Source organism: Marinilactibacillus sp. GCM10026970, from assembly GCF_042660675.1.
In the GTDB taxonomy this organism is placed as follows: domain Bacteria; phylum Bacillota; class Bacilli; order Lactobacillales; family Carnobacteriaceae_A; genus Marinilactibacillus.
Genome location: NZ_JBHSUL010000005.1, coordinates 1 through 21,606 on the forward strand (window position 1 = coordinate 1; position 21,606 = coordinate 21,606).

General features: G+C 36.9%; 19 protein-coding genes. 3 read left to right on the forward strand and 16 right to left on the reverse strand.

Annotated features, from left to right (window positions below):
• Nucleotides 1-150: 150 nt before the first annotated feature.
• The 8 genes from ACFP65_RS01975 to ACFP65_RS02010 all read right to left on the reverse strand — a co-directional run bounded on the left by ACFP65_RS01975 (nt 151) and on the right by ACFP65_RS02010 (nt 10,411).
• Complete coding sequence (locus ACFP65_RS01975) at nt 151-2,085, reverse strand: OmpA family protein (protein WP_379915432.1); 1,935 nt, start codon at nt 2,083-2,085, stop codon at nt 151-153.
• 249 nt (nt 2,086-2,334) lie between these two features.
• A complete protein-coding gene (locus tag ACFP65_RS01980; protein ID WP_379915550.1) occupies nt 2,335-4,095 on the reverse strand; it encodes an ABC transporter ATP-binding protein in 1,761 nt (586 codons plus the stop codon).
• Nucleotides 4,092-5,855: an ABC transporter ATP-binding protein gene (locus tag ACFP65_RS01985; protein ID WP_379915434.1), complete on the reverse strand. Its 1,764-nt coding sequence runs from the start codon at nt 5,853-5,855 to the stop codon at nt 4,092-4,094. The genes ACFP65_RS01980 and ACFP65_RS01985 overlap by 4 nt, the downstream gene beginning before the upstream one ends.
• 593 nt (nt 5,856-6,448) lie before the next feature.
• On the reverse strand, nt 6,449-6,769 hold the full coding sequence (locus tag ACFP65_RS01990) for a PTS sugar transporter subunit IIB (protein ID WP_379915436.1): 321 nt from the start codon (nt 6,767-6,769) through the stop codon (nt 6,449-6,451).
• 82 nt (nt 6,770-6,851) lie between these two features.
• A complete protein-coding gene (locus tag ACFP65_RS01995) occupies nt 6,852-7,859 on the reverse strand; it encodes a Gfo/Idh/MocA family protein (protein ID WP_379915438.1) in 1,008 nt (335 codons plus the stop codon).
• A gap of 21 nt (nt 7,860-7,880) precedes the next feature.
• Nucleotides 7,881-8,732, reverse strand: coding sequence for a metallophosphoesterase (locus ACFP65_RS02000; protein ID WP_379915440.1), 852 nt, complete (start codon nt 8,730-8,732; stop codon nt 7,881-7,883).
• A gap of 261 nt (nt 8,733-8,993) precedes the next feature.
• Nucleotides 8,994-9,257 (reverse strand): hypothetical protein, encoded by a 264-nt coding sequence (locus ACFP65_RS02005; protein WP_379915442.1) that lies wholly within the window; start codon nt 9,255-9,257, stop codon nt 8,994-8,996.
• 194 nt (nt 9,258-9,451) lie between these two features.
• Nucleotides 9,452-10,411: an IS30 family transposase gene (locus ACFP65_RS02010; RefSeq protein WP_379915444.1), complete on the reverse strand. Its 960-nt coding sequence runs from the start codon at nt 10,409-10,411 to the stop codon at nt 9,452-9,454.
• A 470-nt stretch (nt 10,412-10,881) separates the two neighbouring features.
• Here ACFP65_RS02010 and ACFP65_RS02015 point away from each other — a divergent pair, with 470 nt between their 5' ends.
• Entirely contained in the window at nt 10,882-12,210 is a 1,329-nt protein-coding gene (locus ACFP65_RS02015) for a sodium-dependent transporter (protein WP_379915446.1), read from the forward strand.
• 63 nt (nt 12,211-12,273) lie between these two features.
• Here the strand turns inward: ACFP65_RS02015 and ACFP65_RS02020 are convergent, their stop codons facing one another.
• The 4 genes from ACFP65_RS02020 to ACFP65_RS02035 all read right to left on the reverse strand — a co-directional run bounded on the left by ACFP65_RS02020 (nt 12,274) and on the right by ACFP65_RS02035 (nt 15,531).
• Nucleotides 12,274-13,545 carry a mechanosensitive ion channel gene (locus ACFP65_RS02020; RefSeq protein ID WP_379915448.1) on the reverse strand — a complete coding sequence of 424 codons (1,272 nt, stop codon included), beginning with the start codon at nt 13,543-13,545 and terminating at the stop codon, nt 12,274-12,276.
• Nucleotides 13,546-13,689: 144 nt separating this feature from the next.
• Complete coding sequence (locus ACFP65_RS02025; protein ID WP_379915450.1) at nt 13,690-14,571, reverse strand: DegV family protein; 882 nt, start codon at nt 14,569-14,571, stop codon at nt 13,690-13,692.
• Nucleotides 14,572-14,601: 30 nt separating this feature from the next.
• Entirely contained in the window at nt 14,602-15,210 is a 609-nt protein-coding gene (locus tag ACFP65_RS02030) for a hypothetical protein (RefSeq protein WP_379915452.1), read from the reverse strand.
• A gap of 48 nt (nt 15,211-15,258) precedes the next feature.
• Entirely contained in the window at nt 15,259-15,531 is a 273-nt protein-coding gene (locus ACFP65_RS02035; RefSeq protein WP_379915552.1) for a DUF503 domain-containing protein, read from the reverse strand.
• Between the two features lie 235 nt (nt 15,532-15,766).
• Between ACFP65_RS02035 and ACFP65_RS02040 the strand changes: the two genes are divergently transcribed.
• Nucleotides 15,767-17,290, forward strand: a complete 1,524-nt coding sequence (locus tag ACFP65_RS02040; protein WP_379915454.1) for a ClC family H(+)/Cl(-) exchange transporter — start codon at nt 15,767-15,769, stop codon at nt 17,288-17,290.
• Nucleotides 17,291-17,427: 137 nt separating this feature from the next.
• Nucleotides 17,428-18,333 carry a DUF368 domain-containing protein gene (locus ACFP65_RS02045; RefSeq protein WP_379915456.1) on the forward strand — a complete coding sequence of 302 codons (906 nt, stop codon included), beginning with the start codon at nt 17,428-17,430 and terminating at the stop codon, nt 18,331-18,333.
• Nucleotides 18,334-18,396: 63 nt separating this feature from the next.
• On the opposite strand, the gene ACFP65_RS02050 is transcribed toward ACFP65_RS02045, so the two are convergent.
• The 4 genes from ACFP65_RS02050 to ACFP65_RS02065 all read right to left on the reverse strand — a co-directional run bounded on the left by ACFP65_RS02050 (nt 18,397) and on the right by ACFP65_RS02065 (nt 21,497).
• Entirely contained in the window at nt 18,397-18,591 is a 195-nt protein-coding gene (locus ACFP65_RS02050) for a YwbE family protein (protein WP_225743638.1), read from the reverse strand.
• The gene (locus ACFP65_RS02055; RefSeq protein WP_379915458.1) at nt 18,592-19,140 is read right to left on the reverse strand and encodes a DUF305 domain-containing protein; all 549 of its coding nucleotides are present in this window, start codon (nt 19,138-19,140) and stop codon (nt 18,592-18,594) included.
• Nucleotides 19,141-19,156: 16 nt separating this feature from the next.
• A complete protein-coding gene (locus ACFP65_RS02060; RefSeq protein WP_379915460.1) occupies nt 19,157-19,666 on the reverse strand; it encodes an O-acetyl-ADP-ribose deacetylase in 510 nt (169 codons plus the stop codon).
• Between the two features lie 115 nt (nt 19,667-19,781).
• Nucleotides 19,782-21,497, reverse strand: a complete 1,716-nt coding sequence (locus ACFP65_RS02065) for a Na+/H+ antiporter NhaC family protein (RefSeq protein ID WP_379915462.1) — start codon at nt 21,495-21,497, stop codon at nt 19,782-19,784.
• Between the last annotated feature and the right edge of the window lie 109 nt (nt 21,498-21,606).

The window sequence follows — 21,606 nt, forward strand, 5'->3', positions numbered from 1 at the left end:
AGAGATTATAAACAAGAATAAACCCTATAAGGATTGTAAAAAAGCACAATTCTTACAGGGTTTATTTGTATTTGAATATTTTAAGGGACTTTTGTCCCAGCCTCATTTATTATAGAACCAGTTAATTGAGATAGAATTTTATTTTATATATTATTCATCATTCTCTTCGTCAACTTCATCTTCTTCAGAATCTTCTGCTGTATCTACACTTCCAGCATAATCATTGCCTTCAACTGGCACATCGAGAATTCGCCAGGGTGCTAAGCGTTCGACTTGGTCTGCTCTTCTTTCTTCATCCCCGCTCATTTCTGGAAATTCTAAATCAATGATTACAGAATCTGTAGCGAGAGCTGGCCAAACTACCGTTGCATAAAAGTACTCTCCCGAATCAGCAAGAAAACGATCAGAAAGCGGAAGGATATATTCTCTTTCTTCTTCTCTTCCTTCCTGTCGTTCTTCAAAAGATTCTCCTTCTGTTCCTTCTAACGTTTCAACGTAATAATCAATCGGATAGTAACGGCGTCCATTATGTAATAAGGTTACGCCATCCACTCTTCTCGTTTCATATCCATGATCTCCCTGAGTCATTCCTCTTGCACCATAGACCTCGCCGTCCATTCTTTGTTGGAGTGCTTCCCTGTCTATCATTCCATCTTTTCTGTTTACTTTTATTCTCCCCACAAAGAGATCATCCACTCGTTTGACCGATTCAATTTCCACTGATCCATACTGTGTATCTGCGTGTTCTGGATAGGTTACTTCTACTCCTTCAGTTTCTGGTATTTCAGTCTCTGATTCTACAACAATCGGTTCTGTCGGTGGTGTGAAATGCAGTTCTACTCGTCTATTTCGCGCACGACCTTCAGCATTATCATTATCGGCAATCGGTTCTCTGAAAGAATCTCCTCGAGTAGTCACTTCATCAAATAATTCTAAGCTCATCAATTCATTTAATCGATTGTGAACAGCTTCTGCTCTATCTTCTGATAACTCTTGATTGTATTCTTCTGTGTGTTCGTTATCCGTATGCCCCACAATCTGAAGTTCTCCACCATCTACACCCTCCAACTCGGCTATGGCTGCTTCTAATTCTGTATCTGCTTCTTCAGTTAAAGTCGAGTCATCGAAGTCAAAGAGCACATCACTAGATAAAATTATAGTTGAATGTTCAATCTCATCTACTCGACTAACTGAAGACTCGAGACTTTCGCTGTATACTTCCAAAGGCATCGTACGGAATTGAATAGATTCAAGGTGTTCCTCCGGATCTTCTGCCACTGCACTACTGGATACTGTTTGTTGAACCACTTCTAATAGTGTAGGGACCCCATAAATAAAATGTCCTTTTGAGTCTACTCGTTCTTCTGGTCCTATTTCTTCGTCATCAAATTCTGCTGAAACTTCTGCTAATGTTGAAATCGTTGTTTCCTCACGAGTGACAACAGGAACATTTTCTACAAGACCTAATCTGCCTAAGAATACATGAACGTCATTTGACTGAGGTGCATCAAATACTGTAAATAAATGAACTGCATATCCCTCTCCTCCAACAAGTCTTCGGTCTTTCGTACTACCTCCCTCGCTTATAAACGTACTCAGCGGAGTAAATAAATCGTCATTATAGGTATCATGTTCCCACGAAAAAATCCCCATATGAGAAACTGTTCGTTCAACAGGGTCCACTAGTCGAATGTCAAATTGATTATTCGTATTATCATAAAAAACCATTTCTTCTGGCAGAGCACGATTAAATCTGAATGCTGTCTCATTGTCGCTGTCTAATACAATTGGAAGGATGGCATGGTCGTCCTCCACAAAAACAGGACCTGCTTCTACCGTGATTGTCACTTCCTCTTCTATCTCATCAATGTATGTAGTCACTTCATATTGCACAGGATCAGGCATGACGATTTCTTCTACTGTTTCTTGTCCCTCTTCATTGCTCCCTTGTTCAGTTTCTTCGTTCGCTTCATTTACGACTATGTCTTCTTGTATGTTTTCTATTTCTTCAGGTTGAGACTCTTCCCCGCTGCACCCGAATAAAGCCAGTGCACTAAGTAATATGAAATATTTTTTTGCTTTCATATCATATGTCCTCCATTCATTGTTATATTATTTATTATAGTTCTTCTTTTTTATACATACAAACCTTATCCTTTGATCAATCGTTGATTCTTTGAGCACTTTTTGACAGCAATGTGTTGTGGTGACTTAATGATATCAAAGGCGTGCGACTTTTGCATACATAAACAAATAAGATCCGCTAAAAAATCTCATTGAAATTTTTAGCGAATCTTATTATTTTACTGAGACTTTTTAGAAGCCCATTTATGCTTATGATACCATTTTCTGGCCTTTTTTCTGCATTTTGTACATTTCTGCATATGATCCGTCTTGTTCAAGAAGTGATTCGTGGTCTCCTTGTTCGATGATTTCGCCTTGGTCTAATACAAGAATCTGATTTGCATGTTGAATCGTTGATAGACGGTGAGCGATAATAAAGGTCGTTCTACCTTCTTTCAATACATCCATAGCATGTTGAATGATGTCTTCTGTTTCTGTATCAATAGAAGACGTTGCTTCATCCAGAATCAGAATTTTTGGATTGAAGGCTAGCGCTCTCGCAAAGGAGATCAACTGACGTTGTCCAGAACTTAAGGTGCTCCCTTTCTCTACAACGGGTTCATCCAATCCTTTTTCAAACTTACTTAGCATATCGTCACCGCCGACATCTTGTAATGCTTTCATTGCCGTTTCTCTTGAGATAGCTGGATTGTCTAGCGTGATGTTGGATAAAATGGTTCCTGTGAACAAGAATGGATCTTGAAGCACTATGCCCATTTGTTCTCTAACGGACTGTCTTGAGTAAAGCTTGGTGTTTTGTCCGTCGATCTCAATCATTCCTTCTTGAGGATCATAAAATCTGAATAATAAGTTCATAATCGAGCTTTTACCAGAACCCGTATGCCCAACTAAAGCAACCGTTTCTCCTGGTTCAGCGGTGAATTGAATATTTTTCAAAACTTTTTTCTCATCACTATAACCAAAGCCTACATTAGAAAACTTGACACGCCCATTACTCATCTTCATTTTTTCCGTAGCGTTCTCTTCTGGCTCTTTATCCATCAATTCAAAGACTCTTTCCCCCGCAGCAACTGCTTGTTGGATAAATGTCATTTGTTGAATCGTTCCTTTAATTGGCTCATAAAGTCTAGAGATATAATCACTGAAGAGGTACAGCATACCAACAGAGATTCCAAGCGTTCCATTAATGTATTGCGTACTAAAGTAAACCATTAAAGTGAGTAAAGTAATTCTTCGTAAAAAATCCGCAATGGTAAATTGAGAACTTGCATCTAAGATAACGTATTTCTTCATGACGTCGTACCACTCATCATTGATTTTAGAGAATTCTTTATCCGTTTTCTCTTCTTGTTCAAAAGCTTGAATGATCGACATACCTTGAATGGATTCGTTGAATTTCGCATTGACTTCCGAATTCAAGTCACGTTCTCTACGGTTAAATTCCCCCGCAAATTTACTATAAAACTTAGCCCAGAAATACATGATAGGAATCAAGACTAATAAAATCAAACCGAGTATTCTGTTAAACAAGGTAATTGCAATAAACGTTCCAATAACGTACATAACATTCATCAAGACTTGACCAATTGCCGTTACGTAGAATTGCTGACGCAATGATTCTGTATCATTCGTGATTCTTGCCACAACTTTTCCTGCCGGTAAATTATCGAAATACTGAACAGGTAACTTTTGTACCTTTTCGTAAACTTGATCTCGGATCATTTTTACTGACCCGTTTGCAGCTTTCATCCGAATAATTTGACTAAAATAACGGAAAGCGGCTGTTGAAAGCATTAATGCTGCATAGATCAAAATCAATTGCAGCAGTGTGTCTCCAAAAGCTTCTCCTGTTTCTGCTGCTGGTGTAATCACATTATCGATAATTCTTTGTGCAATGATTGGCGCACCTAAATCCGTAACGGTTGAAAATAATAGTAACGAAATTCCGATACCAAATTGCCATTTAAAATACTTCACATATGAGAGGAGTCTTTTGACTGTCTTCATTATTTCACCTCTCCTTCCTCATTTATTGCTTCTTTAGATTTGACTTCCTGGCGTAAGAACTGTTCGTAATACCAGCCTTTTTGCTGAATCAACTCTTCGTGTGTACCACGTTCTGCGATACGACCATTATCCATCACAATGATTTCATCCGCTTGTTTGACTGCTGAAAGTCTATGCGTCGTAATAATTGTCGTTTTGTTTGCTCTTACTTGTTGTATATTTGAGATGATATTCTGCTCTGTCTTTGCATCGACTGCTGAAAGTGAATCATCTAAGATTAAAATTTGCGGATCTTTGATCAAGGCACGTGCGATAGAAATTCTTTGTTTCTGCCCACCAGAAATCGACATCCCTTTTTCACCGATCATTGTATCTAACCCATGTTCCATTTTGTTTAAATCTTCTTCAAACGAAGCATCTCGGATACTTTTCATGATTTCTTCATCGTTTGCCTCTTTTTTACCAAAGGCGATATTTTCTCTTACACTTCGACTGAACAGTACGTGGTCTTGCGGAACGTATCCAATCATTCTTCTCAGTTCAGGATCTTGATAATGCGCATAGGCATGTTTACCCATTTCAAATGATCCAGTTCCTGCAGGATATTGATTCAACAATTGTCGAATCAGCGTCGTTTTACCAGACCCTGTCTTACCAACAATCCCTAACATCTTCCCTTTAGTTAAGTCCAAGTCCAACTTCTCCAAATTAATGGACTCACTTGAAGTGTAACGGAAGTCAAATTGATTGAACTTGATATCTTCTACTTCAGAGATTGTTTCTTCTCCTCTTAGGTCGAGTCCATCTGTCGCATCCAAGATTTCTTCGACACGGCGCATGGAAGCACTCCCTTGTCTAAGAATCAAAATCAATTCCGATACAGCAATCAATGGCCAAATCGTCATTCCAAGGTATAACTGGAAAGCAATCATATTTCCAAGTGTTAAGACACCTGAAGCGACTAAATATGCACCGTAACTTAGCGCAATGACAACACTGAGTGCTTCAAAAAATTTAACCGTTGGACCGAATACGGCACCGGTTTTTGCAACACGATTATTCTTATTATATAAATCTTCTGTCTGTTTTCTGAATTTTTGGATAAAATCTTCTTCTTTAACATAAGCTCTAATGACTCTTGTGCCATCTACCATTTCCAGAACATCTTCATTTACTTTAGAAAAAGACTTCTGTGCTGTTTCATATCGTTCATCAATTTCAGCACCTTTTTTTCTAAACACAATAATCATTGGCAGCATAGGCAAGATCGTTGCTGCGGTCAGTGCCCAACTTACCGATACACCCATCATAGTAATTAAGATACTCAAGTATACAGTAGAAGTCATTAAAACTTCCATCCCATAACCAGCGGTGTCTGCCAGAGAACGGATATCTTGAGTTCCTCTTGCCATTAAATCTCCTGTTCTGAACTTTTCAAAATAAGGCGCCCTCATTCTCAACAGATGACGCATCATTTTGCTACGCATTTGATTCTGTAACTTGTAGGCTCCAGAGAATAGTCCATATACCCATGAAAAATCGAGTAAATAAGTGAGTATGATCAAAGCGATAAAGCTGATCACATAAAACTGAAGCCTTTGTATATCCATAACATTCGTTACGATATCATCGATCATTCTCCCAACAATATTGGGAATCAGTACGGCACATAAATTTCCTAACCCTAAGGCAATAAACGATAATGTATATTGCAGGGCATTTTCTTTGAAGAAAAATTTCAATTTCTTTATTACATCAAACATAAATTCATCCTTTCGTCCTTTTTCAAAATATGAATGGCTTATTTTTTACGCGCACGGTGGTGAACCAACTTCAAAATTATAACTCCTGATTTCTGAATATTATAATTGCGAAAGCGTTTTATTACGCATAAAAAAACACAGTCTACCCCTCATCATGAGAAATAGACTGTGGCAACTATGTGTGTTTCTTGAGATCACTAGATTGCACACTGACAATCTAATCTACAAGAATCATTTACCATTCTACTTTGAAAAAGGAGGTTTTTGGTCGTAATATATTAACGTATAATGTCATTTGACTTTGCTGTACTTGATCTATAATTAAATTGTTCATTGTACAGCCCCTCCTTTTCTATGTAATGTGAATTCGAGATAAATGTTGACATACTAGTATGTTTAAATAAATCTCTTGTCAAAAATTACTATACACAAATTTAAAATCAAATACAACCCTTAATTCTAATCTTTTTCGAAAAAAGTTAAAATCGTCTCTTTTTACAATTAGTTATAGTTTAAATCTATATAATAACCCTTACTTACCAAAGTCTAATTCATCAGTAAGTAAGGGCTTTATTCTATTCAGAGTTTTCTTATCATGGATTGACCAAGCTCAAAGCATCAGATAATATTTTCTCACCATTCATCTTACCGTAATCTTTAATGTCGATGACTTCTACAGCTACATCTGATCCTTGAAGTTGCTTGCGCACTTTAGATTTCATGTAACGAACTTGTGGTCCTAACAATACGATGTCCAATTCTCTAGAGCCAAACTTCGATTCTGCTTCGTTTGCAGATACTGCCAAAATTGATACCTCTAGGTTCTGTTCTTTAGCAGCTCTCTTCATTTTTGAAACGAGCATAGTTGTGCTCATTCCTGTCGCACATATGAGTAAGATGGATACTTTTGTCATATTTGCTCCCTCCTTAAATCTTCTCGATTAAATGAGTGTCAAAGATTTTTATAGCACAAACTCTTCTAATCAATCACTCGACTTACTTTTCATCATCAAAAGATAAATCAGCACTTTTTCTAAGTTTGAAGAGTGTACGGTTAACAGCTTTTCCAAGTTCTGTCCAGTTTTTAAGGCGTTCTCTTATTTCAGGTTCTTCTATTCTATGAATGACGTCTGCAAAAATTCTCGCTTCTTCAAACAATGTGTTTTCCGCGGCAGGATGAATTTTAATTTCTTTTACACTTGAATCCTTCGTACTTATTTCTTCTAGTTTATCAATACCCACGACTGAATTGACTCTTAACGTCTTCTCAATACTATAAATTTCCGTTGGTAACATAGAAGTAGCAATTTTTCCAAATAATAAGGTCACATCAAAATCATCATATCTGAGTATTGCTGTCCCCTTCCCATCTACACCTGTTCTGATTTTCTGAGCAAAATAGTGGGCTTCTTTTGGCTCACCAAACCAGCTTACTGCTGCGTAAAGTGTGTAAATACCTAAATCCATTAAGGCTCCACCTGCGAACTTAGATGAGAAGATATTTGGTTCTTGCCCTTCAAGCACCAAATCATATCTCGAAGAATATTTCATATAGGTTAGTGTCGCGCCTTGAAGACTTTCTAGTTTTTGGATTTCTTCTTTGACTTTTTTGAAGTTTTCTTCATGAATATGTCTTGCCGCCTCAACTAGAACAACGCCTTGTTCTTCAGCGATTCGGCTCGCTTCTTCCCATTGATCGGGATTTGTGAAGGCTGGTTTCTCAACAATAACATGCTTACCCGCCTTTAATCCGTCAATCGTTTGTTTATAGTGTAAGCTATTAGGGGATGCAATGTATAAGACTTCAATCTCTTGATGGTGAATGAATGCATCATAATCGTCCATGGCTTCTTGAGAGTGATACGGATTTCCAAAAGTTTCTGCTTTATCTAGAGATCTGGAGTAAACCGCTCGTAGTTCATACTCTCCAGTATCCAATGCTGCTTCAACAAATATCTCACTAATATTGCTCGTTCCAATAATACCAAGTTGTAATTTTGACATCCTATTCATCCCTCTTCCTTTTTAATTTAAAGTAATTACGACGATTTCTGGACGGTTGTTAATTCTGAAAGGAAAAGTTGAATTTCCGATTCCTCTACTGATAATCAATCTTTTAGACTGATTTTCTTCATCTGAAAAGATACCATAGTCAAATTTTGGAAACAAACCTTGTCCTGGAGCAAAGGCGCCTCCAATAAATGGTATTCTCATTTGACCTGCATGCGTATGACCAGATAACGTTAAGCTTGGTGCTTTTGTTTTATCATCTAAGTATTCTTTGAAACGTTCTGGGCGATGTGCAAGTAAAATTTTAGGTTGTTTACTCATTTCAGCAGTCAATTCTATATATTTTAGTATGGGTTTGGGAATTTCTTCATCTTTAGGACGTTCCGCTAATCCCATAAGAACAATTCCACCTTCATCTTCTTTGAAAGTAACCCATTCTGCTTCATCTAAAAGTAACCTTACGTTAGAACTATCCAAAATATGAGTGAACTCTTCGAAGTTCACTGTCTGAATATCATGATTACCAGTTACCATATAAGTTGGTGCAATCGCACTTAGTCCTTCGCACAGCTTTCGAATTGGAATCTGATCTAAATCAGACTGTTCAGATTGAACTAAATCTCCTGTAATAACGATTATATCTGGGTTCTGAGCCTTTATTTTTTGTAGAATATGATTCACATAACCTTCATTATATCTCAGTTTGAGATGCGTATCGGAAATCTGTATGATTTTCTTTCCTTTAATATTATTATGTAGCTTCGGTATGGTTACTGTATACTCATCAATTTCTAAATAATAATTCTGTATATAAAGATAAATTACCAGACCAAAAACCAGTACAATTAAAATTAACAACCATTCCATCTATCTTTTCCTCCTACGCTATCTTCGTTTCGTCTTATCATTTTGTAAATGAAGCGAAACGTCTTTCGACAGCTTACTGAATACTTTTCAGCTCTGACGTTGCTCTTATTATACCATAAAAGTTAGTAGCTATCGGTTCAGAATTCGTAACAAGATTCTCCTTAACTAGGCTGAATGCGTTTTTTCTAAAATAAAAAGACCAAACCCCTCTGCGTATAAATAGGTATGGTCTAAATTTATTTAGATCGAGTTTTAAAAGTGCTATTTATTCAATCTAAGAAATTCAAAAGAAATACTTCTAATCAATTTACGATCTGAACAAGCTTTTTCAATCAATGAAACTCTATCTACTTTCATTTCAAACAAGTCTTCCATTTTCATATGGTGTTTCTTAAGCACTGAGTCTAGCGGAACATCAATCTCTCCATCTGCATTCTCAAGAACTTCAAAATCTTCAATACAGAGTTCTCGTAATTCTGACACAGATTCCAGTACATAAATAAATTTTCTCTGTTGGTTTTGCATATTGAGATTGCCTTCCTCCATGATAATAGTCATCTTCTAGTAACTGTTTAATATTTCCGAATTTCAAGAGCAATAGTTTTAATATTAACCGATTATACCGCAACCTTTTTCATCTGTCTGTGTCAAAATTAAGAACTCAACTACCTAAAATAGCATTCGTCAAATTTCTGACTAATTTATAAGTTTTCCATTTGTCAAATTAAGTTAGACAGTACTTGTCCATCAATGTATCTCAAAAATACTTCTAGTGGTGTATGGTAGTTCAAAGATTTTCTGGGAATATGGTTTCTATTTGAAGCGACTTTTGAAACAAATGATTGATCTACTTGATTGAAGTCCATTTCTTTAGGGAGACCATCTTTTCGGAGTAGACCGTTAGAATGTTCATTTAAAGCTCGTTGAGACGGAGTACCTGGATCCGCAAAGTATATTGCTATATCGTGTTGATTACTAATGGATTTCCAGTTAGAAAATTCTTTTCCACAATCAAACGTGATAGATTTGAAAAGATTCCTTGGAATAGTCTGGAACCAGTTATTTACAGCACCTTCGATATCACGTGCCTTACGCCCGTCGGGCTTCAAAGCAATAATGACTTTTGATAATCGTTCGACTAATGTAATCACAGCGCTTTTATGATGAACCCCAACGATTGTGTCACCTTCTAGGTGACCAAATTCTTCTGTGAAATGAGGATAATCATTTAGTCGTTCAGAAATGTTTCTTTTGAAAGCTTGCTTACCGCGTTTTTCCTTATGATCATTTGGTTTGCGCTTTCCTTTCATTGGAAGTATTGTTTGATCAAAAAGCCCTTGTTTGAACTGTCGATATAAAGTACGTACGGAGCAAGAGATGGGCTTCTCCGCACGCCCTATAATGACATCAGGTGTCCATCCTTGAGCGACCATCTTTTGAATGTAAGATTTCTGGTCTTGCGGTAAACAAATAGAGCTTCTCCCACACCGCTGTTTATTTTCTTTGTACTGTTTGAAATAATCAAGCGCAGAATATCCTTTTCTTAGGAAAGTAATGACATTATGAATCGTTTGACGCGACCGATGGAGGTAAGTCGAGATTTTCAAGACAGATATATTTTGGTGGAAATAGGCTTCTATCATTACAAGTTCTTCCGTGGTAAGATGGGTGTAGGTCATTCGTGATCACTCCTATGTTTTCTTTGGTCGGAAATACATTTTGAGTGTACCACGAATGGCTTTTTTAGTTGTCTAGCTTAATTTTACAATCGGCGGTTAATAAACATTAATAAAAAATGAGAAATCCAGATTTAATGACAGTCAATAGATAAACCATTGCAATTAATTACAGTAATTTAATCCATATAGAAAACTTTTACAGTTACTTTTCTTAAGTGAAATGCTATTAAAGTTCATTTACTTAAGTATATTAATTACCTTAAGAAGAATAGTACCTATAAAACGTTTTCATCATTCAATTATAAATGGTTATTACACTTATTAGATAATTGTATTGATTTCTCTCATTTTATAACGTAGACTAATGAGAAATCAGTTTATCTTATTGCCATTATTTTATAATAAATATTCTATGAAGACTTTATTGCCAGTTGGTAACTGATTTATATCATTTTTAAAGGAGACTAACTATGAAAAAAGAACGTGAACAATGGGGATCCCGTTGGGGATTCATTTTAGCAGCGATGGGTTCGGCTGTTGGGTTGGGAAATATTTGGAGATTCTCCTATGCAATGGGTGCAGGTGGAGGTTCTACTTTCTTAATTATCTATCTACTCAGTGTATTGATTATTGGTTTCCCTGTTATGCTGATTGAATTTGCCATTGGTCGGCGTGCTCAAACAGATGCCATTGATGCTTTCAAGAAATTAGCACCTAAGTCTTTCTGGGTGGTTGCTGGAGGAATGGGCGTGCTTGCGGCTTTCGTCATTCTTTCTTTCTACGGGGTTATCGGCGGGTGGTCCTTTAAGTATATTTTCTCTTACCTTACTGGTGGCGTTGCAGGAGATACTGGAGGGTATTTCGAAGCATTTGTCGGTTCACCTATCGAACCGATTGGATGGCAGTTCTTATTTATGGGTGTCACAGTTGCAATCGTTATGTTAGGTGTCCAAAAAGGTATCGAGACTTCCTCAAAATGGATGATGCCAATTTTGAGTATTCTTTTAATTCTACTAGCAGGATACAGCTTGACGCTCGGCGGCGCTAGTGAGGCGTTGACGTTCATGTTCCATCCGGACTGGTCTGCTTTTGGAGATCCAAGTGTTTATTTTGCAGCTGTTGGTCAAGCCTTCTTCACATTGAGTCTTGGTATGGGAATCATGTTGACTTATGGTAGTTATTTAAGCCCTAAAGAGAAACTCACTTCTTCAGCTGCTTATATTATCGTACTCGATACTTTATTCGCAATTATCGCTGGTCTGGTTGTATTCCCAGCACTATTCGCTTTCGACTTAGACCCTACTCAGGGCGCTGGTTTAGTATTCGTTGTTTTACCGACTATTTTCCAAAACATTAGTGGTATTGGGGCGATTATAGGTGTTGCTTTCTTCGTATTATTGGCATTAGCTGCTTTATCTTCAGCTATTTCACTTTTAGAAGTTGTAGTTGCTTATCTGATCCGTAGACTTGGTGTTTCTCGTAAGATTGCTACCTTGGGTATCGGATTTGTGATTTTCTTGGTAGGTGTTCCTTCTTCATTAAGTCAAGGAGCTGTATCTATCGAAGTATTCGGAGATTCTTTCCTTGATTTCATGGATAAATTCTCTGGTAACCTTTTATTACCACTTGGTGGCTTGATCATTGCACTTTATGGAACGTGGTCTTGGAAATCAGATGAATTACTAGAACAGACAGATTTAAAAGGGACTGCAATTGCTCCAGCAATCTTGTTCTTTGCTAAGTATGTTGCCCCCATTGCTATTCTAGTCATTTTAGTATTTGGAATGTTGAACTGGTAATCGAATCATTAGACAGAAAAAGGCTGATCACATTGATATGTGATCAGCCTTTTCATTTTACTTTTATAGTGAATCTGTTGGATTATTAGTATTTTCATTACTTGATTTATTTGTTTCTTCATCAATTTTGCTGTCTAAGCGGGCAAGTTGTTTCTTCGCAAACTCGCGTCCTCCAAGACCAAATGATAAAGCAAAAGCTACAGCTAATCCACCAATGATAAAGATGAATGCCGCTTGTACAATATCCGAAGCAAAGTTCAGTTGGTCTAAAGCCATAAAGATTGAGAATACAATCAAAATGTATTTAGTTAATAGGCCAGCTAGTAAGCTTCCAGTTGCACTCTTGATTCCTGATGAAAGTAATTGTCCACCAATAAAACCAAGACCAATAATAATCGCAGCGAACAGTACATTTGGTACATATCCGATAACTACACTTAAAATCGCATTTAACATCACAAGGTTCAAGGCATTCAGTGCTTCTACTAAGAAGAATAATCCAATGAGTACAGCAACTGTTTGTCCAATGATTTTTGCAAGATCAATATTCACGTTACTAGATTTTTTTAGATAAGTTGAGTATTTATTGATTCCAGTACTTTTCAATAAATCTGTCAAAATCATTCCAGCAAATTTCGCTAGAGCAAATCCAACGATCATTAAGACAATTGCCACAAGAATGTTTGGAATAGACGCTAGAATTGTATTTAATACTGCGCTAATCGGTTCAGCAATTGTATTAATGTTCAATACTTCTAGGGCAACTAAGATAATTGGAATTAAAATCAAGAAGAAAACAATGTTACCTAGAACTGTTGCTAGTGTACCTTTGTTTTTCTCGATTTCTGTTTCATCTGTATTGTTTCCAGTCAACTTAGAAAGGTGTTTGTCAATATTTGCTGCAAGTCCTAGATTATAGACAAGATTCTTAACAAATCGAGCTGCAAATACGCCTAAAATCAACACAATAGCTGCGGCAATGATATTCGGAATGAAGCTTAGTACCGTGTCAATCATATTCATGATTGGCTGACCAATTGTTTCTAAACCGAAAGTTGAGAAGATACCTGGCAAGAATAATACCCATACAAGATAATAGGCAATTTTACTGATCGTATCAATCAAAGTATGTGATTGCTCTTCTGTATTTGTCGCACCCCATTTCTGGAAGTGTTTCTGGATTCCGATTGCTTTTAACCCTTTAGAAATTGCTTTGCTTACAAGCGTCGCTACAATCCAAGCAGCAAGAATAAGTACTATACCTAGTAGCAACTGTGGTAAAAAGTTCAAAAATGTGTTGAAACCATCTTGAACGGTATTCGTCATGTTGTTCATAATTGTATCCCCTTTACTTTTTATTTGATTACTAATACCAAGTATATATAGGGATTGATTTTCTGACAAACAATATGCATTTCAAATGTATATTGAAAAGCCGATCAGCTTTAGTTTTTCAGCTGACCGACTCTGATTAAAGCCTTATGTTTGATTGATATATTGGTAGTGTTCTGGTTTTTCATCAAAGTAGAATACGCCAACTCCACCAATACCTAAGTGTGCTGCCAGCACAGCACCAATATCTAAAATTTGTGTAGTGACGTTCGGTAAAGCTGTTTTAACCATATTTTCTAGCTTTTGAGCCGCTTCGATATCATTTACATGACTGATTGTCACTAATTGATCATCAAATGTCCCGACACCTTCTTTTACATCATCAATAATTCGCTTATAGATTCTTTCTTTACCGCGCACCAATTTTTTGACAATGATTCCCGTATGATCCACTGTTAAATATGGTTTTATATTCAAAGCTGTTCCTGCTACACCTGCAACTTTAGATAGACGGCCGCCTTTTACCAGCCAATTCAAGTCATTCAAGGTAAAGTGATACTTTACATGCTTAGTATTTTTACGCGTTTGATCTACAACATTTTCGAACTGCATACCACTTTTGACCATTTCCAAGGCTTGAAAAGCTAACAAAGCGCCTCCGCCTGATCCTCCTAAAGAATCTATTAGTTCGACATTCATCTCAGGATGATTCACTTTGTATTCATTAATGAGTGAATGAGCAACTTGAAAGGTTCCTGAGAACTGACTATAAATACATAAGTACAAAACATCCTCTCGATTTTTTCGAGCTTCATCTAGCAGATCCAATAAAGATTGAGGCGTGATTTGAGAAGTTTTAGGTAAAATTCCTTTACTCATATATTCGTGTACTCTTTCCAACGAAATCTCTTTTTGATCTAAATAATCTTTATCTTCAATGATGACACTGAGGGGCAAAAATTCGTATGCATATTCTTGCTTCATAAATGCATTCTGGTCAATCCCAGAATCAATTATAACTTTTATCATCTATCTCACACCTTCCTTTTGGATATTTGTTTAACGATTTAATATATCATCAATTTGTTCAGAAGTTAACTGTTCATCGTAATACTTGTTCCAGATAGTAGAGAAATAAGCAGAGGATGCATGACCGTATATACGCATCGCATTTTCTTTCCATTTTTTCAAGATTCTATAATCTGATGATTCTTCTTTTTCTGCTTGTGCTTCGACCAGTAAACTACTGTCAATTTCAAAACTCACTTCTTCTACGTCTTCGTCATGCCATAAGGCCATCCAGATTTCATCTGGAATTACGAGTACGAGCATATCTTCTTGCTGATAGACAAAGAAAAATCCTTTATTGATCAGCGGTGCAAGAACTTCGATTTGCTCTACATTCTGAAAACCCAATGCCTGTTCTACTTGATCACCAAATTGATTCAAAATATCTACTACAACTGGTTTGTAAAATTGTCTAAACTGTGTAAGAATCGTTTCAGAAAGTAAAGATACAACTTGGTCTTTTTTCCAGCTCTTTTTGATTTCTATTTTCACTTGATCTGCTATTTGAATCAATTGGGTCTTAGTATAATGTCCAAGATTTTCTTTTAATGTTGTACAGATTTCTTTTTTTATTACCGGAAATTTCACTTTTGTACCCAATACTTTTCCATCCTTTGTATTTCTTTATTTAATCTTTTACTGGCTTACTTAATAATCTAGTCGCTCTATTTCTGTAATATTCACTTCGTAGTTGGCTTCGATAAACCGAATGGTCTGGTTTAAAATATTCTCACATAATACTCGGTTATTTCCGACAATTCCTAAACCAATTTTTGCTTTGTTTAACGTATCTAATTCATCTATTTCGGCCACGCTAACATTATATTGATTGGACAACTTTTTAAGGATACTTTTGACTACACTCCTCTTATCTTTTAAGGAATAAGAATCAAATATTAAGATTGTTAACTCCAAACCCATGAATACCAATGGCCAGTCACCTCAATTCTATATCTTATTCTATTTTATATCAGTAAGTCTCTATATCATTTATCATACCATATTTTCAAAAAACCGTAAAAATTAGATGAACTCAACAATTAATTATCCTATTCAGTCATTAATCATTCAAAACTGTGATATCACTTGATATTACGACCAAGTTTCGCTATGTTTTTTATTATGGACTAATGAATATGGTTTAACGGAGGAAATCATGAAGCAAAGACGTATGTTCGACTGGACTAAAATTGCTTATGTTGCAAAAGGTATACTTGTAGGCGTAATTGTCGGTATTGTTGTCAGTTTGTTCAGATACACTGTTGAGTTTATGCTTGACCATATTATTGAATTTTATGATTACTTAAGAGTCCATCCTCGCTGGATCATCGGATGGATTTTCGCGTCACTTACTGCTGCTTTTATTATCGCCATCCTTGTTCGAGACGAACCAAATATTAAAGGATCTGGTATCCAGGATATTGAGGGTCAATTACAAGGGGTGTTGAAATTGAACTGGTTCTCGATCCTCTGGCGAAAATTTATTGGTGGTTCTCTGGCAATCGGTTCTGGTCTGGCATTGGGTCGTGAAGGTCCGTCTATCCAATTAGGTGGTGCTGTAGGTCAAGGTGTTCATGCACTCTTGAAAGGTAATCGCTCGCAGAAAAATATTTTGATATCAGCTGGAGCAAGTGCTGGTCTTTCTGCTGCATTCAATGCACCTATTTCTGGCATTACTTTTATACTGGAAGAAGTCCATCATAAATTTTCCGGTATACTTTTACTTTCCGCATTCTCTTCTTCTATTGCAGCGAACTTTGTTGCCTATAGAATATTTGGAATTGAGCCGGCACTCCATTTAGGCGAACTGATTTTATTCCCTTTAGAACATTACCTGCATCTAATTGTACTAGGAGTCTTTCTTGCGATTGTCGGAAGATTCTACCAAGAAGTATTACTCTTTATGCCTTCTCTTTACAAAAGGCTTCCTATACCCGCATACCTATATGGATTTCTACCTTTTCTAATCGTCATTCCTATTGGCTTATATTTCCCTCAGATGCTTGGAGGTGGAACGAGTATTATCGCTATGATCAATTCTGCTCGTTTTCCTACTCTATTCTTTATAAGCATCTTTGTTTTTAGATTTATTTTTTCTCATATCTCTTATGGTTCTGGCCTCCCGGGAGGGATTTTTATTCCTGTATTATGTCTTGGTGCGATTTTGGGTGGGATTTATGGTAATACGGCTCTTTTCATTACAGGTATTGAAGATGCCTTTATCCGCAGTTTTATTGTCTATGCAATGGGCGGATTCTTAACGGCTGTTACGAAAGCTCCTTTAACTTCAGTTATGCTCATCACCGAAATGACTGGAACCGAAGCTCAATTGATGCCACTAGCTGTTGTCTGCCTAAGCGCGTATATTTTTGCAGATTTTATTGGCTCAGAATCTATCTATGAAAAATTGCTGGAACGAAAAGTTCATCGAATTCCGACCGTTTTCAATGGCGAACTTGCTTCTGTAGAGTGTAGTGTCGAACCTGATAGCCCTTTAGACGGAATCACCTTAAGGAATATCTCATTACCTTTTGGTTCTCAACTGGTTAAAGTCAAGAGACATAACAATGAGTTTATACCTCGTCAGGACACAACAATCTGGGCTGGTGACGAACTACTCGTTCATTGTGATAGTGGATTTATATCAGAAGTTAAAAAATATTTAGATGAACATTCTTGATAAGAAGGGTTTCATGCGCCTAGACGGCCATGAAACTTTTTTATTTGTTTATCTTTTCTTTGAACTTTAACCAGTAAAATATGCTAGAATGTATTAGGATATTTGAACACTGTATTTAAACAAAAAAGGAGATTTTTATGCAATACATATGGATGATAATTAAAGGTATGATTATTGGAATCACAAATGTGATACCAGGTGTTTCGGGTGGGACAATGGCTGTTTCTTTTGGGATATATGATGATGTTATACATGCAGTAACACATTTGAAAAGTGAATTCAAAAAAAGTGCGCGCATCATTGGGCCACTAATTATTGGGGCTATTCTTGGAATTGCTGGTTTTTCTTATTTTATTGAGATGTTACTCGTGAGATATACGCTTGCTACAGCAGTCGCTTTTATTGGGCTGATTTTAGGTGGCTTACCCATTCTATGGAGATCTTTCCAGAAAAGTATGGTTCAGGAAAAACAATCAATGAATCTGTTGCATCTACTTTTCTTTTTAATCTTTTTCGGAATCGTCGGATGGATGGCCTTTGCTGAAACTGGTGGCGCAACTGGACAAACGGTTTCGCTGACTTTCGGTCATTTACTAGCGCTCTTCTTTGTAGGAGTTGTTTCAGCAGCTGCAATGGTTATTCCTGGTGTGAGTGGTTCTTTACTGATGTTGATTCTTGGTTACTATTATGCTGTAATTTACACGATCAATCAGTTTACCGGAGCTCTTTCTTCATTTGATATGAGCACGTTGCTACCATTTGGGACTCTTTTAGGTGCTTATGCATTAGGTATGTTGATTGGTATTATTTTGATTAGTAAAGCGATTGATTACTTTTTCAAAACGAAGCCAACATATACGTATGCGAGTATTTTAGGATTAGTCGTTGCTTCTCCGATTGCAATTCTGACAAATACAAGCGCGATTCCAGATTTACAATCTGGTAGATCTATCTGGTATTATCTTTTGACTGTTGCTTTAGGAATCGGATGTTTCTTACTGACATTCGCTCTAGGCAATACAGAAGATACTTCAGAAATGTAAAAAAGACACTTGCTAGGCTCCGAGGTGAATCTTATGGATTCTCGGTTCCCTGCAAGTGTTTTTTTATAAAATAGCTTGTACTCTACCAACTTGATCTTGTTCTTCCAGCATCACTTTAATTCCGTGAGGATGCTGCGGACTATTCGTCAATATTCTTTTGACGTGACCTCTCGTCAGCTTTCCTGATCTTTGGTCTTTTTTTAAAACAATATCGACTAATGCGCCGATTTTAATTGTATCTCTTTTCTTTCCATCCATTTAATCCATTCCATTCTTATTTAAAATTGTTGAGTCCATTACAGCTTGGTCCGTAAAATCAGCTGACTTTTGCGGCTTTGATGAACGTTCTTCTTCATCTTCTTGTACTTCTAAAAATTCAATCAATTGATTCATCTGCTGTATTTCTTCTCTTTGCGTTTCTATTATACCATCTGCAAGCTCTCGAACTCTAGGGTCAGTTATTTGTGCACGTTCACTTGTTAAGATAGCAATCGAATGATGCGGAATCATAGCTTTCATCCATGAAGTGTCATCCACAGTCTGCTGGCTTCTCACAAGCCATAGTGAAGCACCAAATAAACAAACCGAAGCCGCTAGAATGACTTTATTCAGTTTCTTGTTTTTGTACATCTTCCACATAAATAGTATCATAATAAAAGCCATAGCGGATCCCATCATGATAGCCATAAAAAGCCTGGTTTGACTGAATCTTACATGATTAAATTCAAATACGTTTAAAAACATCATGGCATACATAACGACTGTAGATGTCAGAATCATCAGTCCAAATTTTAAATACTGTCTCATAGTTATGCTCCTTATTTTATCCTTCTAAATTCTTTTTGTATAACTGTTCTGTTTTTTCGTCAAAAGCAACGAGGGTTACTTCAATCCTTATAGGAAATTGTTCTAGTTTTCGCTTGATTGTTTTGACAGCTATTTCCGCAGCTTCTTCTGCTGGATACCCGTATATCCCTGTACTAATCGCAGGAAAAGCAATGGATTGAATTCCTTGATTTTTTGCGATTTCAAGAGCATTCTCGTAGCATGCTGCTAGTTGCCTTTGTACTTCACTGGAGCCCTTTTTATAGACCAGACCGACTGTATGAATCACATATTTTGACGGAAGGTTGAATCCTTTTGTCCATTTGGCCTCACCTGTTTTAGCTCCATCTAGTTTTTTACAAGCTTCCAACAGTTCTGGTCCTGCTGCTCTGTGAATCGCACCATCCACTCCTCCTCCACCTAAAAGTGAAGAGTTTGCTGCATTGACAATGGCGTCGACATTCAGTGTTGTAATATCTCCACGCCATACTTGAATTGTTCCATTCATGACTTATCCTCCTCTTATGAAATCTCTTCATTAATCCTAATAGCAATAATATCCTGACGCAAACAAAAAAGCTTAGCCATGGAAGACTAAGCTTTCAGGTAATCAATTTAATACATTAGCTTTGCTCTGTTGTATCCACTTTCCTACCAAGAATGAACACCATTGCAATTGTTGCGGCAAAAGTAATAGGTAGTATGATCCAAATGTTCAGTCCCATTGCGGATGGAAGGTATCCAAATACGATTGAAATGGTTCCAACAGCTAGTGCATAAGGTAATTGTGTCTTCACGTGATCAATCAAATTAGATCCTGCACCCATAGAAGACAGAATTGTTGTATCAGAGATTGGTGAACTATGATCTCCAAATATCGCTCCCGTTAATACAGCACCTGCAGACATAATGACGAAGTCTGGATTTCCAGGTTGTAAGGCCGTTGCTAGTGGTATAGCAAGTGGCATCAGGATACCCATTGTTCCATAAGAAGTTCCTGTTGAGAAGGATATGATTGCACCTAAAATGAAGATCACTGAAGACAGTAAAACGGGCGGTAGCGTATCGCCTAGTAAAGAAACAAGGTAATCAGCTGTTCCCAATTCGTTCATAACACTTGATAATGACCAAGCAAGTAACAAAACAACGCCCGTGATCATCAATGTCTTCATCCCGTTAACCCAGATTTCAATCCCTTTACTGAAATTGAACAAATCTTGTGTGACACCCATAACTAAAGCGATAATACTTGAAATCAAGGCTGCCTGAAACAGTACAATGGACGCATCAGAAGCTCCGAATGTTTCTCTGATTGTTTCAAAAGATAATGGAGCGTTTGTAATGGTTTGCGCTAGCATACTATTATCTCCACTAAGAATTTCTGAACGACCATTCATGTAGAACCCTAGAAAACTAAAAACAATCAGACTTCCAATTGGAATCAATGCATTCCAGATTGAAGCTTTTTCTTTATTTAAAACTTCTTGTTCTTCGTCTCCTGTTTCGACTTCAGAGGTTTCATCCACCAACAGTCCAGTGTCTCTGGCTCTTTCTTGCGCTTTTTTCATCGGACCAAATTCTCTAAGCGTTAAAGAGGTCACCACTACGAAAAGGAGCATTAAAATATTGTAGAAACGGTAAGGAATCGTTTGAAGAAACACACCGTATGCATTTACTTCTTGTCCAATAGACTGATAGGCATCATTGATCAAACCAACTTCATACCCTATCCAAGTAGAAACCAGTGCAATACCAGCTATCGGTGCAGCAGTAGCATCAATGACGAAAGCAAGTCTTTCTCTTGAAATGTTCATTTTATCAGATACTGGTCTCATGATCGGTCCAACAATCAGCGCATTCGCGTAATCATCAAAGAAAATCAAAATTCCTAATGCCCATGTGATGATCTGCGCACTAATTGGACCTTTGGCTTTCTTTGCCAGACTCTCTGCTACCGCCTGTGCACCACCCATACTCGTAATCAAGGCGATTAGTCCACCGATCGTCATAACTTGTAGGATAATCCCAGCATTCCAAGGATCTGCTAGTGAATTCAAAATATAATCCACAATATCCATAAAGCCGTTAAAAATCGCCATTAAAATATTGGTATCATTATAGAATTGCATGATAATTGTTCCAGAAAAGATTCCAACGAATAATGACAGAACAACATTCTTAGTTACAAACGCAAGAATGATTGCAATAATTGGCGGAATCAACGTCATCCAGCCGATAGAATTGGCTAAACTTGATTGTACTTCTTCTGCATGTACCGTTTGAGGTAAAAACAAAAAGAAGGTTGTGAGTATCAAACTCCATGTTAATTTCTTTTTCATTTGTTTTCATTCTCCATTTTCACTTATTTTGTTGAAAAGGACTGCATAGAGGTACAGATCATTCTTGTTTTTATATAAAAAAATAGCACTCAAGGCACAATCACCCTAA